Consider the following 15,751-nt stretch of genomic DNA (forward strand, 5'->3'; position numbering starts at 1 on the left):
CTCAGGCTCCGAAGTCATTCGGAGCTAAATCCTCTATGAATCCATTAAAGTACTTAAACGGTTACAGCCTTGATATTCAGCAGCAGGTACAGCAACATCTCGATGCTGGCACATTACCCAAGCTATTGCTGAAACTTCATCCTGTCATACATAGCGTTCGTAGCGATAAAGCGCTGTACGACTATACTCAGACGATTAAAAATCAATTTTTACGCCAGTCCTCACCACTCTCAAAAGTGATATTTGATGACAAAATTAATATTAGCCATCATGCACTTGGCTTGCATTCTTACGTAGCACGAGTTCAAGGCAATAAAATCAAAGCGAAGAACGAAATTCGCATTTCTTCGCGTTTAAAGCGTGTGCCAGAACCTTTGTTGCGTATGGTCGTAGTACATGAATTAGCCCATTTAAAAGAAAAAGATCACAACAAAGCTTTCTATAATTTGTGTACCCACATGGAGCCGGATTATCACCAGTTTGAATTTGATTTGCGCTTATTATTGACTTGCATCGACGCTAACATATCCCCTTATTCTACAGATAAAGTCGACACCTAACCTTCGTATATTTTTCGCCCAAAACTTGACTGATAATAGTTTTCATTTAGAATGCTGAAGTATCTCACGCAGGAGAACTCAGTAATGACAATGACGAAACAGAATATCGATAAACTTTTGAGCAAATGGTGTAAAAAACAAGCTAAAAAGTTACTCAAAACACAGGCGAAATCTGTTTCAAGTTCAGGAAAAGTGATTCCATCCTTATCTCGTCTGAACACCCTGACTGATAAATCTTTGACGAATAAAAAGGCTCAACGAAAGCACCTCACCCAATTACTCTCTAAGCATATTGCTCAGCAAGAATTTGCCCATAGCAATAAATCAACACTCAAAAAACAATTAAAACTCGCGAAAGCTAAGTTTATTGCCGCAAATGATGCGACATTTTCATCGACTATTATTACTCGACTTTCTCCTTTACCCACGGAACACAGCTTTGCATTACGTCCCTTTAAAAAATCACCCTGTGGTGGCTGTCCCGCATTAAAAGGTAAATTGTGCAAGTGCGCATTAAAAGTGATGCAAAGGCGCCACGCAAGCTGATAGGCACGATTTAGCACTGCATATTGGGTTCTCTGTTCAGTCCTTAATAAAAAACGTTATAAGCTCTTCAGCCGCACAATTTTCCTCTTCACAACCTTTTGAATGACTCGCTATAACACTTCTAACTGAAGATCCTATCTATTTTATCCCCTTATGTTTTATCGCCACGACTTCGAGTCGAACAAATTTTAAGCTTTTATACAACTCGAACAGTACTCGTGATAGCAGGAAAATGTCTACCATAATAAGTATTGTGGAAACAAAAATGCCGATGAAATTTTCATTTCATCGGCATTGATAAACTCTTCTAGAAAGTCAGTGCTATTGTTTATTCAAACTTTGATACTATAAATTCTATTAGCTTAGGTTTGGCTAACCTAAGTTCATTATAGCTTCACGACTCCTCACCATATTAGTGAATGTGCGTAAATCTTGATTCGCTAACTTGCTCGACATAGGAATATCGGCTTTCAACGGATCAACAGGTTTACCATTGATATGGAATTCATAATGCAAATGCGGGCCAGTCGAACGACCTGTATTACCAGATAAAGCAATCACTTGACCGCGAGTTACACGTTGACCTTTACGCACTAACGCCTTAGACAAATGTAGGTAACGGGTACGGTACTTACCACCATGTTCAATCACAATATACTTACCAGCAAACTGATGGTCCGTCACTAAACTGACAATTCCATCACCAGGTGCAACAACTTTAGTCCCGATCGGCACAGAAAAGTCTGTTCCATTATGGGGAGAAATACGCCCTGTGATTGGGTGTTTGCGATGGCTGTTAAAACGTGAACTCATACGCGGTTGTTTAGCTAACGGATAACGTTGGAATGCCCGAACTAAACTCTGACCTTTAGCATCATAATAACTACCATCAGAATATTGATATGCACTAATTTCAGAACGGCCACTTTTAATACTGACGCCTAAAATTTGGCTACTTCCCGTCGGTTCACCTTCAACATATTGATCATTTACCAAAACTGAGAATTTGTCGCCAGCTCGTAAATCACGGGCAAAATTCAATTTTTCTTTGAGTAAATCTTCAATTCGCTGAATATCTGCAGCGGCTAAGCCCATTTTTTGGGCTGAAACGTAGAAAGAACCTTTAATATCGCCAGTCAAAATCCGATTTTGCCAAACACCTTCAACGTTCACTTCTTCAACATTAAAACTACCATCTTCATAACGCGTAAAAACCACTTGGCGGGCAGCGTTAAAATAAAGTTCTAATTTTTGTAACTGGCCTTCACTATCAAGCCAAAATTGCATTCTGTTACCAGGTAACAAGGTATCAAGTGCCAAAATGTTTAAATCAGCTTCTAAAACCTTATACATAGTTTGCTGATCAACACCCGCCTTGGAAAATAACCCACTTAAGGTATCACCGGAAACGATAATTCGCTCAAACTGGGGAGCATTATTAATGAGTGCAGCTTGATCTAGGACTTCAGGTTCAGAAACTTGGGGGAGAATATTTTCAATATCGAGAACAACAGGGATACGCTGAGCAGTTGGCGTAACATGGTTATTATTCGGCATCAACATCGCAGCACCCATCAACAAACTACCCATTAATAGAATGTTCTTTTGGGTCGATGATAAGTTCTGCAAACGGGTTTGCGATAAGTTGATAAAGTTGGGTTTGCCTGTTTGCAACGCTTTTCACCTTTCGTTAACTTTGCGTTCTATTTTTGACCAGTCCCTTTGAGGGAAGCCCGATTTTTTTCCAACTTATATCAAAAAACCGATTATGACAAACGCTATTTCACTCTTTTGTTGCACCATTAATGAAAAACATGCGCTAGTTGGCATTTACAACTCACTTTGTGTGTATTATCCGAATGTTAAACACACAGGAGATACAATAAATAACACTTATAAAACAATTTGTTATTTATCGCACTCGGTGAGAATGAGCAACTAAGGCAAAACTATCGTCATTTCGCTCCCATGTGAGGTTTTATTGATGTCGATGCGGGTATTTATCTGCTCTTTCATTTCCGACACGTGCGAGATCACCCCTATCATGCGACCAGAGGATTGCAAATCCATCAGGGTCCGAATGGCCAGTTCTAAAGAATCTTGATCTAAACTGCCAAAGCCTTCATCGATAAATAAAGTATCAAGTTTAATACCACCTGCATAGGCTTGCACGACATCAGATAGGCCTAACGCCATAGATAATGCTGCCATAAAACTTTCACCACCGCTTAAGGTGGCCACAGGACGCACTTTGGAGGTATAAGCATCTTCTACTTCCAATTCGAGCCCAGAAGCTTTGTTACCCTTAGCCCTATCTTCCTTACGTAGTAAACGATAACGCCCTTTGCTCATTAGGTGTAGCCTGTGGCTTGCCTCTAACAACACATCGTCAAGCAGTACGCTTAACACAAAACGTTGTAGACTGATCTTATTACCTGTATTTCCATTAGCGACATCTGCGAGGGTACCGATAACCGCATATTCATCTTCCAAAACCTTAGCTTTTGCATCGGCAATACTCAGCTGGGTTTGGGTTTGCATCAGTAATACTGTGCGCGTGTGAAGCAACTGCCATGCATGCTCGGCAGCGTGTAATGCTTGCTGCGCGAACTCAAGCTCAGCAGCGAGCTTAATGCTATCAGGTGGCACTTTATCTTTAAGCTTAAGCGCTAACTGTTCGCACTGGGCCTTGGTCAAAGCACTGCGCTGCTGGTAAGCCTCAATTTCGCTGGCTAATGCACGCTGTTGTTCTTCATCCAGCATGGCCTCAAATAAGGCCTGTTGATCGGCAAAACCTGCTGCGACTAATTGCTGATTGAGTTGCTGCTGTGCACGCGTTTGCTGGGCTAATGCCGCCTCAGCAGCATTTTCAGCACCATTAAGTGCCGCTTTAGCCGCAACAAAAGATTGGCCAGTCTGTTGTTGGAGATCCCTAACACTAGTGATCTGTTGCTTAATTTGGCTGATACTTTGCTGATTTTGCGCGATTGCTGCAGTTAAGGCCTCAAGCGTTGCAAGCGCAGATGGAACACTTTGCTGCATGTGCGCTAACTGCCCCTGCAATATATCCACTTTAGATTGCAGTGCACTGTTGTGTGTTTGTCCTTGCTCTAACTTTTGTTGTAGATGCGTTTCCTGTGCGTGCAACAATACAATCTCTTGCTGTAACAGCTGTAACTGCTGATGGGCTTGCTCCGCTTGAGTGAGTGAGAAAGCGTATTGCGACAAGGTATGTGTATGTTCGTCTAAAGGAATATCAACCACAGTGCCCAATTGGACCGCGAGATCTTGTGCTTGCTGTTGCAAGGTTTCTAACTGCGTTTGTAGCCCACGATATTCCGCTCTGGCTTTGCTCAGGATTTCTTGAGCATTCGTTTCAGCCTCTAGTGCTAATTGCAGCGCTTCATCACTTGGGAGTGGCTCTTGGCTTTGTGCTGGCTGTGGATGTGTTTGGCTACCACAAACAGGGCAAGGTTCATCTTGCTGTAATTGCCGCGCTAAAATAGCTGCCTGCCCTTGATGCCAAGTCAACAATAAGGCTTTATATGCAACCTGTGCTTGCTGATGCTGAGCACTGAGTTGTTGCCCTTTGACTTTAGCCTCAACAAGTTTTGCCTGTGTCGACGATACCCTTGCCGCCACTTGTTGCCATTGCTGATAGGTAGACAATAACTGCTGTTGCTGCTGATGCGCTTGTTGCAATGAGAGGCGAGTTTCGCTGTTGGCCTGTAGTTGCGGCAGAGCGGATTCCAATTCACGGCGTTTTTGGACTGCGGTGGTTAACTCATTTTTGCTGTTCTGAAGTTGTGTTTTCGCGCTAATGAGCTGCGTTTGCTCTTGTTCAAGGGTTTTATTAAGCCTATCCAATTCCCTGAGCTGCGGCCCTAAGGCATTCAGTTGCTGTTTAACCTGTTCCTGTTCGAGTAACGACGCTTCCAACACGGGCAAATCAGCGGCCTTAAGCTCTGCGTTATCGAAGGCTTGTTTAGCATTAATTAATACTGTTTTCGCATGTTCAAGAGCAAGACTTGCTGCCTTGGCTTCCTGCTCACGAGCCACAAACACCTCAAGCATAGGTGCCATGTGCTGCGCCTGTTTAGCCAAATTCAGTTTATAGGTTTGCGCAGCCATGTTTTCTTGCTGTGCATCAAGCGCAGCAACCGTTTGAGTTAAGGCATCAAACTGCGCAAATTCGGCCAATAAATGCTGGGCGGCATCGCTGGTTTTTATCACCCATTGTTGCTGCTGTAATGCTTGTTCTTTCGCACTTTGGGCAGTTTCAAGTTCTGGCGTGAGCTTGGCTAATTCACAGCTAAGCTCGTCATCGGATGCCAAACCCGCACTTTGTAAAATGCCATCACGGCGACTGCGTTGATCTTTCACTAAGGCGCGGATATCTGCAGCCTTACTTTTTAAGGAATCTTCAATACGTCGGTATATATGCGTTTGAAATAGCTGACTAAATATCAGTTCTCTGGCTTTAGAATCTGCCATTAACAATTCGCGAAATTTTCCCTGCGGCAACACCATCACTTGGCGAAACTGCTCCACATCAAGGCCAGTTAAGGCTTCAATCTCAGCGGTTGCCTCAGAGACTTTGCTCGCTACAAGCAAACTTTCATTACCCTCAGCGTCTATCTTATATAACTGAGCTTCGGGCTTCTGCACCGTTGAGCCGTCACCGCTTTTTTTAACCCTGTCTTGCTCTGGCACACGGCGAATACGATAACTGCTATTACCCAACTGAAAACTAAAAGTGACTTCTGTTAGCAGACTATCATCGGCCATATCGCATCGCATCTGGCTGCCTTCACGCTCATTACCTGTGGTTTTGCCATAGAGGGCAAAGCAAATACCATCGAGCAAGGTCGTCTTACCCGCACCTGTGGGTCCATTAATCAAAAATAACGGATTAGTCCCTAAGGCCGTAAAATCAAGTTGTTGAGTCGATGCAAAGGGGCCAAAGGCTGACATGGAAAGGCTAAGTGGTCTCATGCTTGGCGCTCCTCATTGTGTAGCTTAGTCAGGAGTTCATCCATCACGGCTTGCTGTGCTTGTGTTAATGACTCGCCGGACACTTGAGAGAAAAAGTCACGGAACATGTCCATCTCGCCTTTTTTGATATGATCTCGGCTCAAGGTGACTTGTTGCTGCCCCGCCATCAGACCCGTCCGCTCTAAATGCAGCACATTAGGGTAAACGGCTCTCAATTTCCCCATAGCATCTAAAATGGCATGTTTATCAAGGAGTCTGACCATAAGGTAGTCCTCACGCTTGATATCCATTTTACCTTGGGCGAGTAATGTGGCTAACTCCCCTTCTAAGATGCGGACATCGCGTATCGACGTTAATGGCAATAAACGGATATCTGCTGGCGTTTTTGCGCCAAGCTCGACTAAGGTCACCGACTTATGTTGATGTTGTTCGCTAAAGGAATACTTCAAAATCGATCCTGAGTAGCGCACATGCTCTGCACCTTTGTATTGCGGTCCGTGCAAATGCCCAAGGGCGACATAATCAAACTCAGTAAATAGCGTTGGCGATATTTTATCGGCGCCACCAATGCTCAGTGGCCGCTCAGATTCTGACTCGCTGCCACCATCCAAAAAACAATGGCTTATCACCACTTTCGGCAAACCTTGGCTATCGTGCTGGCGTACTTGTTCAAGCAATAGCAGCATTGCGGCCTCATGGCTTGCCGCCTCACACTCAAAAACTTGGCGCACTGTGGCAGGTTCGGCATAGGGCAAGGGATAAAACACCACATCACCGCTTGAACTCGATAAAGTAATGGGATGAATGTCAGCACTCAAAGGGCCAATAATATGTAACCCACTTGCCGCCATTTGTTTTGCTGCAAAACCTAAGCGCTCGTGACCATCGTGATTACCCGCAATCATAATGACTTGCAGACCTAAATCATGTACTAAGCGGTTAAGCACATCATCTAACAGCGCGACCGCATTCGCAGGCGGAATCGATCTGTCATAAATATCCCCCGCCACAATCACGGCATCCACCTTGTGTTCATCCGCTAGAGCAATAATTTGCTCGAGCACAAAGGCTTGATCATCCAGTAGTGATTGATTGTGTAATTGACGACCTATGTGCCAATCCGAGGTGTGGATAAATTTCATAATCGCTCTTTTAAAGAAGTGGTGGCGCTAAACCCGAGCGCACATGCCGCCCGTCGATGCAAAATAAGACTGGCAAGATAGACACTGCACTTATATCAATCGGATTAAATATGTACACAATATTTAAAATACACACCAAAACAATAAGAAGCCTAAAAAGTGTATTAAAAATGACAGGTAATACTATTCAAAAAACTTGAAAGAGTACACTTAACTCAAAGTAGGATGAGACGTTTTAAGTCGTCATTTGGCGGATCTTTTGGATGATATCCACCTCAGCTTAACTTTTGAGCCAAGATGGACGCCACTAAGATACACTCATGCGCAGCTTAAAGAGCTTCTATTGATGAGTGAGTTTTATAAAATGCTTAATATCAAAGAGTTTACGAAAATAAATTATATTGGCTCGCCAAAAGTTTAAAACTCATAGCAAGGGACATAGTCACCACCAATGGCTTGATAATCTTTGTACCTTTAGTGACCACGAGACGAGAACCCAAGGTTGCACCAATCGCTTGCCCTGCCAGCATGACTAATCCTAATAACCAAATCACTTTTCCGCCCAAGGCAAAGAAGATCAGCGAAGCAATGTTAGTGGAGAAATTAAGTAGTTTTGCGTGGGCAGTTGCCTTCGCCAAACCAAACCCCGCTAGCGATACAAAGGCCAGCGCAAAAAAGCTCCCAGTACCAGGGCCAAAAAAGCCATCGTATAATCCCACGCCCAATGCTGCAGTAAAGGCAAATGCGGTAGGTGTCAGCACTTGATGTTTATCATCTTCAGAAATCTTTTTCGAAAATAAAAAGTAACAACCAATAGCCAAAATCAAAAAAGGTAACATCAACTCCAGCACTTCAGTATCGACGAGTTGAACTAGAATCGTACCTAATGCCGCACCGATAAATGCACAAATCAAGGCTAACTTAACGGATTTAAGATCAACCAGCCCTTTACGGACAAAGTACAAACTCGCAAAAAAACTGCCGCCACAGGCCTGCAGCTTATTTGTCCCTAAGGCAACCGCAGGCGGCAAGCCTGCCCACATAAGTGCAGGAATGGTCAGCAAGCCTCCGCCACCAGCGATTGAGTCAATAAAACCAGCCACCATAGCGACGGCAAAAAGTATCGCTGCGATTTGTAGAGTCAGTTCAAATTCCATGATGATTTATTATTCTTCTGATAAAAAAGAGAGTGATTGCCGAACATTAGACTGCGTTTGCCAAATAAACGCAAAGGAGTTATTGTCGGCACAGCATGAGATAAACTCACACAAAATCCCGAGTACTGTTCTGATTTTCCAGCAGTAGGAAATAAAATGTTTGCCGAACTACCACCCCTCAATTCTCTCCGTGCCTTCGAAGCTGCAGCACGTTTACAGAGCATGACATTAGCCAGCAAGGAGTTGCATGTCACCCATGGCGCAGTCAGCAAACAAATCAGAGTATTGGAGGATTATTTAGGTTTTGCGCTCTTTGTACGCTTACACAAAAAAGTTGGTTTAACCGATGAAGCCAAACGCTATTTACCCCATGTTCAAGCCGCTCTGCAAACATTATCTAGTGCTACAAGTGACTTGCGCCGTCAGCCCACTAAGCCGCAAACCTTAGCCATCAATGTGCTGCCAAGCTTAACCATCAATTGGCTGATTCCAAGAATGGAGCAGTTTAAATCCCGCCATCCACACTTGTATGTCGACTTATCCATTGGCGACTTTGCCGTGGATTTTAGCCAAGGTCGTTATGATATTGCGATCCGTAGTAGCACAGTCATCCCTAAGGGCGCGAATTATATCAAGCTAATGGATGAGGATTTATGCTTAGTTTGCGCGCCTTCGTTAGCCCCGAAACTCCAGCGTATCGAAGATATTAATCATGTCACTTTACTGAAACACACCACAAGACCAGAACTTTGGGAGTATTGGGCGGAAAAGGTGGGTTTAACACTCACCCAAGCACAAACCTTTGGTGTCGAGCATTTTTATATGTTGAGTCAAGCGGCTGCGAGTGGTATGGGCGCAGCACTTATTCCGCGATTCTTCATCGAAGAACAACTGGCAAACGGCAGCTTAGTCATCCCCTTCGACGCCCCCTTTACCAGTCCCTATCGATATTATTTACTCACCCCAAAATCCCCAAGCCTGCCGTTAAAAGCTCAAGCTTTTATCGAATGGTTATTAGAGATTTTTGCGCCCTATCGTCATTAATCTGCATTAAACGTATCTCAGTTCAAGCGAGGCACAATAACGCTATAAATGCCAAACGAGGCTATTGAGATCACTAACTGAGCGCAGAAAAACACCAATAAAAAACCACCCAAAAGGTGGTTTATTAGATTCAAGGCTTAAAGCGCATCAAAATTAGTGATTGCAATGCTCACCGTGAACATGGTCATGGTCATCATCGTCCATAAACTCATCGTCACCGTCTTGATGTTGCATTACGCCCCAACCGTCGGTCATGCCGCCGAATTCGGCAGCAAAATCATTTAGCATGACTTCTTGTTCAACCAATGTATCGTACTCAGGCACCATATTGAGACAAACAATGATTTCCCACTTACCAAGCTCATCATTCAGATTCAGCTCAAGCTCGCCTTCCAAGTCAGAATTTGTTAATTCTTCTAACGCAGTTTCAGCATCGCGTTGGTCATCAAAAACCAAAAAGAAATCAACATCTAACTCTTTAGTTAAATCGATTCCCGCTTCAGCCATTGCGGCCAGCATTTTACCATTGTCATCATCTGGAAATTGCATTTCTTGCTCCACTGTTTCAGGCTTATTCTGCCGCAATGATTTGAACTGATTCACCATTAAAGCTGACGATGTCGCCCGCGATAATTTTTTTACGTTTACGAGTTTCAACTTCACCATTCACAGTGACTTGACCTTCGTCGATAAAATGTTTGGCTTCACCACCCGCATTGCTCATGCCTTGCACTTTTAATACTTTGTACAATTCAATGAAATCTTCGCCAGAATGCAAAGCCAATTGATTAATTTGCGCCACTTAATACACGCCTTCTAAAAATAAACCTGCGGCATTATACCAGCACAGTACAAAATTCGCTGAAGATAATTTGGCTAGAGACGTCTTTCATCGGCGAGTAGGCCAAAGGCTGATTCATCGAGCCAGTTTTCACCTATTTTGAATTGCTGCCTGAGTAAACCTTCAAGCCGAAAGCCACACTTTTCGAGTACTCGTGCCGATGCGTGATTATCTTTAGCACAATGCCCAACAAATTTATGTACATTAAAACTTAAACAGGCCCAATCAATGACCGCCATTAAACTCTCAGTCGCATAACCTTTACCGTGCCCCTCGGCCGCCAGTAAATAACCCACTTCGGCACGCTGTTCCTCGAAACTTTGACAATAGAGGCCCGTTAAACCGATAAACTGCCCAGTATCAACGGTCTCAATCACTAAGGTCAGCCAATCGCCAGAACCGTAGAACCAAGTATCGGAACGCTGCTGAAACTTACTGCGGATCACCTCTTGCGACTCTGGAACGCGTACAAAACGATTAATCTCAGGATCGTTATGCAGTGCATAAAAATGTTCCCAATCACTATCTTGTAAGCTCCTGAGTTTCAATCTATCAGTGTAGAGTTCCAGCATAGTGACTCCGTGATGAGCATATAAAACAAAACGGCAGCAAACGCTGCCGTATCAAACAAGCTGTATTAGATAAGCGGCAAAACTTACGCGCGGCTGGTCACTTCAAGTAAATGAAAGCCAAATTGCGTTTTCACGGGGCCTTGTACTTCGTTTAATGGTGCACTAAAAACCACTTCATCAAACTCTCTGACCATCATGCCAGGACCAAATGACCCCAATTCGCCGCCTTGGGCACCTGATGGGCAAGAAGAGTGTGCGCGAGCAATTTGAGCAAAATCTGCGCCTTCCATTATTTGCTGTTTCAGCGCTTGACACTGCTCTTCACTGCTAACTAACAAATGTCTTGCTGTTGCCTGGACCATAGTAAAACTCCTGTAAGGATCATGAGACATTTGCCCCAAATATCATTGAGTTCCCACTAAAACATTCGTTTTAACAGGTTTTGAATCAACAGTATAAAAACTTTCTGTTGAATAAAAAAGTCTTAAAATGCCGTCACTGACAACAAAGTCAAGTAACGGCACCTTACACAGCTAAGCTTGTTTCGACGCAATCCAACGATCGATCTTGTTTTCCATGACCGCCATGGGTAATGAACCTGAGGTGAGGATTTGATCGTGGAATGCTTTTAAATCAAATTTATCACCCAAGGCTTTTTCTGCGCGGGCACGCAGTGCCAAAATCTTCAACTGACCGACCTTGTAAGACAAAGCTTGACCAGGGATCGCCATATAGCGCTCCACTTCAGCGACTATGTCACTCTCAGCCATAGGCGAGTTGTCTTTCATGTACTGAATCGCCTGTTCACGACTCCAACCTTTAGAATGAAGGCCAGTATCAACCACTAAGCGCATTGCACGCAGCATTTCATCGGAAAGCTTACCAAAATACTGGTAAGGATCGGTAAATAGCCCCATCTCAATACCTAAGTATTCAGCATAAAGTGCCCAACCTTCCTCGAAAGCGGTATAACCGCTAAAACGCTGAAACTCAGGCACACCGGTCAGCTCTTGTTTGATCGCGATTTGGAAGTGATGCCCAGGAGCGGCCTCGTGCAAAGATAAAGTCGTCATCCCCCACTTAGGCTGTGCTTTGAGGTTATAAGTGTTGATATAAAACACCCCTGGACGGCTGCCATCCACCGCTGGCGCTTCATAAGAGGCTCCCGCTGCTGATTGTTCTCTAAAACTTTCAACCGGCTTAACCACGTAATCAGCCTTTGGCATCACATTAAAGTAGTTAGGTAAGACATGATTGATTTTATCTTTCAACACCATATAACCATCAATCAAACCTTGGCGATCGCTATAGAAATACTGCGGCTCTGAAGATAAAGACGCAAAAAACGCCTTCAAATCGCCCTTAAAACCGACCTGCTCACGCACCTTATCCATCTCAGATAAAATTCGCGCCACTTCACTTAAACCAATTTGATGAATTTCATCTACAGACATAGTGGTGGTCGTATGTGAGTTCGCCAGATGCTGATACCAAGCTTTACCGTTAGGCAAACCTGACCAACCATCAGTCGCCCGCGATTTAGGTAAATAGGTTTGCTTAAAGTAATCGCGTAAGTTCGTTAACGCTGGCACGATACGCTCGGCTATCATGGCTTGATAACGGGTGGTCAATTCCGCTTTATCTTGCTCTGAAAAACTCTCGGGGAAATGCTGGATTGGCGAGTAAAAAATACTCTGAGTCGCATCCGTCGTTAACATAGCATCTAACTGAGGAATAATGCGCTCTACCAACACTCGAGGTAGTACCACTTTACTTTCAATACCTTGATTCATACGATTTTCAGCAAGTGCGACCCACTTGATGAAACCATCGACTCTCTGTTCCCAATTACGATAATCTTGGACAGTCTTAAAAGGTTGTGCACTTTCGCCACTTCCCAGCTGCACCATAGTAATGACAGTGCTATAGAACTGGCTTATCGGCATAAAGCGTGAAGGGAAAGTTTCGTCCACTAACGCCATATCACGGTCATAGACGAACAGGTCATAACTCAACTGTAGATCCGCAGGCAGTTGCTTTGGATCTATCGCACGCACCTGAGCTAAATAGTGAGTGTTAAGATCATGACGAGCCTTAAGGTAATCCTCAGTTAAATCTCCGCCGAAATCGGCGTTATAGTCATTAACGCCGACAAAAGTGGCGTAGATGGGCTCAAGCTTTAGGTAATCTTTAAAATAAGCATCCACAAGCGCTAAGTAACGCTGCTCTGCCGTTTGAGTTTCGCCCTGCACAGCTGTCGTATTAGCCGAGCTATTTTCTTGAACTGCAGTGGCTTCAGGCTTAGAACAACCTTGAAGGGTGAGGATTAACGCTATCGAACCTGCCAATAAACCCAATTTCATTTTAATATTTCTCCTTTTTGGCCCGCTATTGCAGAACTGTTTCTATACTTAGTGCAAGGTCTGCTATCGGAGTTAATCTATGATCTACTCGTTCCGCAACTCAGGTTTCAGGGATCCTGAAACTGGAGTCTATAACCAAACCTATTTCATGGAAGTATTCAACCGAGAATGGCATCGTCACATGAGAGACCACCAAAGCTTGGCACTATTGTATCTGTGCCCTCACATTCATGAAACCGTCAAACAACCCCATTTACTCGAATTCTTTACCAAACAAGTGCAAGAAGCGCTATTAAGAGCAACTGATATGATTGCTAGACTAGATCACAATCACTTTGCGTTGGGTTTGTTCAATATAGATGAGGTGGGGACGGAAGTAGTGTTAAAGCGAATAGAACAACAAATATCTGACTTTAATCAAGATTTTGGTAAACATCATAAACTGACAATCGACTATAAACTGGCTGCCTGTATTTGCCTACCTACACAGGAAAGTAAAATAGAGTCACTCTTCAGTAATGTCAGCCAACTTTCACAACAACTTGAAAAAAATCATGATCAATCCCAAGTCTTAATCCGCTTACAGTAAATAGGCTTATTGATACCAAAGAAAAAGCCCCTTGCGGGGCTTTCGATTCAAACACTAAACTGCGAAGTAATTACAGCGTGATATTATGCATACGTGCTTTCTCTTTAATATAAGAGATATAGCTATTTGCACTCTTCTGTGTCTTCTTATCATTAGCAGCTAACACTGCACGGTTATAAGCCGACTTATACTGTTTCAAACTTAAATGAGCCAAAGCTAATTCGAAGTTTGCTTCACCAGGATGATCAATACCCATTGATATGGCTTTTTCAAGCACAGGAATCGCAGCTGTATATTGTTCATTCAAGTTTAATAAGCGACCTTGTTTCAAGTAAGTCTTGCCATCATTGGTGATGGCTGCAGCTTTACCATAATACTCAGCAGCTTGCTTAAACTCTTTCGCATTTTGATAGAAACCCGCCAAAATCTCTAAAGACTTAGCGTCCTCAGCGATCATGCCTGATTTCATATGTTTCTGATAAATTTTAGCGGCTTGATAAGGAGCACCTTTTTGTGCCATTAACTGCGCTAAACGCGTAATGTTGCCCGCGCTATCTAAGAAACCATTTCTATAAGCCAAATCGTAAGTTGCAAGAGACTTGTCATAGTCTTCAACCATCAAATAAAACTGTGCTAATTGAACCCACAATCTGCCATCATCCGGGAATAAAGGCACCATGACTTCTAACACGCCAACAGCTTTCTTATACTTCTTCTGATTGAAGTAAGCTGTCAGTTTCATTTGATACAGACCTTTGTCAGGAGATTCAGCTAATGAAAGACCTTTGTCGGCCACTTCAATCACTTTATCCCACTGTTTAAGTTCTGAATGCGCAATACCAATACGGCGATACATTTGAGAATCAGATTTACAAGTAAATTCCATCCACTTGTAATAATAAGGAATCGCTTCCTTAAACTTTTTCTCTTGTAATAGCAAATCAGCATAAAGACGCATAGTTGCTGCATGATCTGTACCACCTAAAATATCAGCTTCAACAGCTTGCTTTAGGTACTTGATCGCGGTATCCATTTTGCCTTTCTCGGCATAAAAGTTACCCAACATACGTGCAACATAGGCTTTATCGAAGTCGTTCTTGGCATTTGCCTCTAGCAAAATAGCAATAGCTTCATCGACCTGACCATTGGTATAAGCTTCAAATGACTTCTGAACTTTCTTCGCCGCACCTTCGCCCACGGCTTTAGATTGACGTTTGTCGATAGCACACTTTTCTTCTGCGACTGCAGATGAAAGAGTTAATGAACCTCCACAAACAGAAAGCAATAATAGAACTGCGATTTTATTAACATTACGCATTATTGGTTGCCTCCTTTATCTAAGGTGAAGTCTAGTTGTACTGTCATACCAGGTTGTTTCAATGGCTTGCCATCAACAATCTTAGGCTTGTACTTCCACTTCTTCAGTGCACGAATAGCTTCTTTATCAAATAAGCGTTTTGGTTCTGCTTGAATAACTTCAACGTCGTCGATACCACCGAGTTCGTTAATGGTAAAACGAAGTTGTACCCAACCTTCTTTACCATCACGCGCCGCAGCAATTGGATACTGAGGTTCGATACGAACGATAGGTGTAGCATCACCATCGCGAGTCATCATATTGCCTAATTTAAAACCGGTACTTGGACCTCCAGCTTCTACACCACCCATATTGAACGACATTGCTGTGTCAATATTGCTCGAAGATTCTGGCGGCGTTGCCTCAGGCTTCTGTGGCTGTTCTGGCGGTGGTGGCGGCTTAGGCACTACCCTTGGCTTATTCTGTGCTTTTGAATCCTGTCTATCCATAGTGATTTCAATTACAGGGGTCTCGGCCGATGTTTCGCCGCGCTGTGCGCCGCCACCGACCAAGAACGCCATAAAAGCGAACAGACCAAAAGTCACAGCAGCACCAATAATGATCGATACTAGTGCTCTTAGCATA

General features: G+C 43.5%; 15 protein-coding genes. 4 read left to right on the forward strand and 11 right to left on the reverse strand.

The features are described from left to right. Positions 1-35: 35 nt before the first annotated feature. Together KO531_RS21005 and KO531_RS21010 are read left to right on the forward strand one after the other, a co-directional pair. Positions 36-560, forward strand: coding sequence for a M48 family metallopeptidase (locus KO531_RS21005; protein WP_219252158.1), 525 nt, complete (start codon positions 36-38; stop codon positions 558-560). Between the two features lie 90 nt (positions 561-650). Then, complete coding sequence (locus KO531_RS21010; protein ID WP_105253145.1) at positions 651-1,106, forward strand: hypothetical protein; 456 nt, start codon at positions 651-653, stop codon at positions 1,104-1,106. A gap of 372 nt (positions 1,107-1,478) precedes the next feature. On the opposite strand, the gene KO531_RS21015 is transcribed toward KO531_RS21010, so the two are convergent. The 4 genes from KO531_RS21015 to KO531_RS21030 form a co-directional block, all read right to left on the reverse strand. Next, on the reverse strand, positions 1,479-2,780 hold the full coding sequence (locus KO531_RS21015; protein WP_219252159.1) for a peptidoglycan DD-metalloendopeptidase family protein: 1,302 nt from the start codon (positions 2,778-2,780) through the stop codon (positions 1,479-1,481). A 264-nt stretch (positions 2,781-3,044) separates the two neighbouring features. After that, positions 3,045-6,101, reverse strand: coding sequence for an SMC family ATPase (locus KO531_RS21020; RefSeq protein WP_219252160.1), 3,057 nt, complete (start codon positions 6,099-6,101; stop codon positions 3,045-3,047). After that, positions 6,098-7,243 (reverse strand): exonuclease SbcCD subunit D, encoded by a 1,146-nt coding sequence (locus tag KO531_RS21025; RefSeq protein ID WP_219252161.1) that lies wholly within the window; start codon positions 7,241-7,243, stop codon positions 6,098-6,100. Before KO531_RS21025 ends, KO531_RS21020 begins: the two co-directional genes overlap by 4 nt. Positions 7,244-7,626: 383 nt before the next feature. After that, positions 7,627-8,400: a TSUP family transporter gene (locus KO531_RS21030; protein ID WP_028760428.1), complete on the reverse strand. Its 774-nt coding sequence runs from the start codon at positions 8,398-8,400 to the stop codon at positions 7,627-7,629. Positions 8,401-8,556: 156 nt separating this feature from the next. Between KO531_RS21030 and KO531_RS21035 the strand changes: the two genes are divergently transcribed. Continuing rightward, the gene (locus KO531_RS21035) at positions 8,557-9,444 is read left to right on the forward strand and encodes a LysR family transcriptional regulator (RefSeq protein WP_219252162.1); all 888 of its coding nucleotides are present in this window, start codon (positions 8,557-8,559) and stop codon (positions 9,442-9,444) included. 153 nt (positions 9,445-9,597) lie between these two features. Here the strand turns inward: KO531_RS21035 and KO531_RS21040 are convergent, their stop codons facing one another. The 5 genes from KO531_RS21040 to KO531_RS21060 form a co-directional block, all read right to left on the reverse strand. Beyond that, positions 9,598-9,993, reverse strand: a complete 396-nt coding sequence (locus tag KO531_RS21040) for a ribonuclease E inhibitor RraB (protein ID WP_105252914.1) — start codon at positions 9,991-9,993, stop codon at positions 9,598-9,600. Between the two features lie 22 nt (positions 9,994-10,015). Further along, positions 10,016-10,246: an RNA-binding S4 domain-containing protein gene (locus KO531_RS21045; RefSeq protein WP_028760431.1), complete on the reverse strand. Its 231-nt coding sequence runs from the start codon at positions 10,244-10,246 to the stop codon at positions 10,016-10,018. A 74-nt stretch (positions 10,247-10,320) separates the two neighbouring features. Further along, a complete protein-coding gene (locus KO531_RS21050) occupies positions 10,321-10,857 on the reverse strand; it encodes a GNAT family N-acetyltransferase (protein ID WP_028760432.1) in 537 nt (178 codons plus the stop codon). An 83-nt stretch (positions 10,858-10,940) separates the two neighbouring features. Then, positions 10,941-11,219 carry a peptidylprolyl isomerase gene (locus KO531_RS21055; RefSeq protein ID WP_028760433.1) on the reverse strand — a complete coding sequence of 93 codons (279 nt, stop codon included), beginning with the start codon at positions 11,217-11,219 and terminating at the stop codon, positions 10,941-10,943. Positions 11,220-11,390: 171 nt separating this feature from the next. After that, positions 11,391-13,220, reverse strand: a complete 1,830-nt coding sequence (locus tag KO531_RS21060) for a DUF885 domain-containing protein (protein WP_198572209.1) — start codon at positions 13,218-13,220, stop codon at positions 11,391-11,393. 79 nt (positions 13,221-13,299) lie between these two features. Here KO531_RS21060 and KO531_RS21065 point away from each other — a divergent pair, with 79 nt between their 5' ends. Next, positions 13,300-13,809, forward strand: coding sequence for a diguanylate cyclase (locus KO531_RS21065; RefSeq protein WP_219252163.1), 510 nt, complete (start codon positions 13,300-13,302; stop codon positions 13,807-13,809). A gap of 70 nt (positions 13,810-13,879) precedes the next feature. Here KO531_RS21065 and KO531_RS21070 read toward each other — a convergent pair whose 3' ends face one another. Next, positions 13,880-15,127, reverse strand: coding sequence for a tetratricopeptide repeat protein (locus KO531_RS21070; RefSeq protein WP_219252164.1), 1,248 nt, complete (start codon positions 15,125-15,127; stop codon positions 13,880-13,882). After that, on the reverse strand, positions 15,127-15,750 hold the full coding sequence (locus KO531_RS21075; protein ID WP_131524316.1) for an energy transducer TonB: 624 nt from the start codon (positions 15,748-15,750) through the stop codon (positions 15,127-15,129). Before KO531_RS21075 ends, KO531_RS21070 begins: the two co-directional genes overlap by 1 nt. Position 15,751 lies beyond the last annotated feature (1 nt).

Origin of the sequence: Shewanella sp. NKUCC06_TVS (assembly GCF_019345515.1) — a bacterium.
GTDB lineage: Bacteria > Pseudomonadota > Gammaproteobacteria > Enterobacterales > Shewanellaceae > Shewanella > Shewanella oncorhynchi.

What these genes read in the sequence shown, in the direction of transcription:
- KO531_RS21070 (WP_219252164.1), bottom strand. Translation starts at nt 15,127, where the DNA reads ATGCGTAATGTTAATAAAATCGCAGTTCTATTATTGCTTTCTGTTTGT.
- KO531_RS21065 (WP_219252163.1), top strand. Translation starts at nt 13,300, where the DNA reads ATGATCTACTCGTTCCGCAACTCAGGTTTCAGGGATCCTGAAACTGGA.
- KO531_RS21025 (WP_219252161.1), bottom strand. Translation starts at nt 7,243, where the DNA reads ATGAAATTTATCCACACCTCGGATTGGCACATAGGTCGTCAATTACAC.
- KO531_RS21060 (WP_198572209.1), bottom strand. Translation starts at nt 13,220, where the DNA reads ATGAAATTGGGTTTATTGGCAGGTTCGATAGCGTTAATCCTCACCCTT.
- KO531_RS21005 (WP_219252158.1), top strand. Translation starts at nt 36, where the DNA reads ATGAATCCATTAAAGTACTTAAACGGTTACAGCCTTGATATTCAGCAG.
- KO531_RS21010 (WP_105253145.1), top strand. Translation starts at nt 651, where the DNA reads ATGACGAAACAGAATATCGATAAACTTTTGAGCAAATGGTGTAAAAAA.
- KO531_RS21020 (WP_219252160.1), bottom strand. Translation starts at nt 6,101, where the DNA reads ATGAGACCACTTAGCCTTTCCATGTCAGCCTTTGGCCCCTTTGCATCG.
- KO531_RS21075 (WP_131524316.1), bottom strand. Translation starts at nt 15,750, where the DNA reads ATGCTAAGAGCACTAGTATCGATCATTATTGGTGCTGCTGTGACTTTT.
- KO531_RS21035 (WP_219252162.1), top strand. Translation starts at nt 8,557, where the DNA reads ATGTTTGCCGAACTACCACCCCTCAATTCTCTCCGTGCCTTCGAAGCT.
- KO531_RS21050 (WP_028760432.1), bottom strand. Translation starts at nt 10,857, where the DNA reads ATGCTGGAACTCTACACTGATAGATTGAAACTCAGGAGCTTACAAGAT.
- KO531_RS21040 (WP_105252914.1), bottom strand. Translation starts at nt 9,993, where the DNA reads ATGCAATTTCCAGATGATGACAATGGTAAAATGCTGGCCGCAATGGCT.
- KO531_RS21055 (WP_028760433.1), bottom strand. Translation starts at nt 11,219, where the DNA reads ATGGTCCAGGCAACAGCAAGACATTTGTTAGTTAGCAGTGAAGAGCAG.
- KO531_RS21030 (WP_028760428.1), bottom strand. Translation starts at nt 8,400, where the DNA reads ATGGAATTTGAACTGACTCTACAAATCGCAGCGATACTTTTTGCCGTC.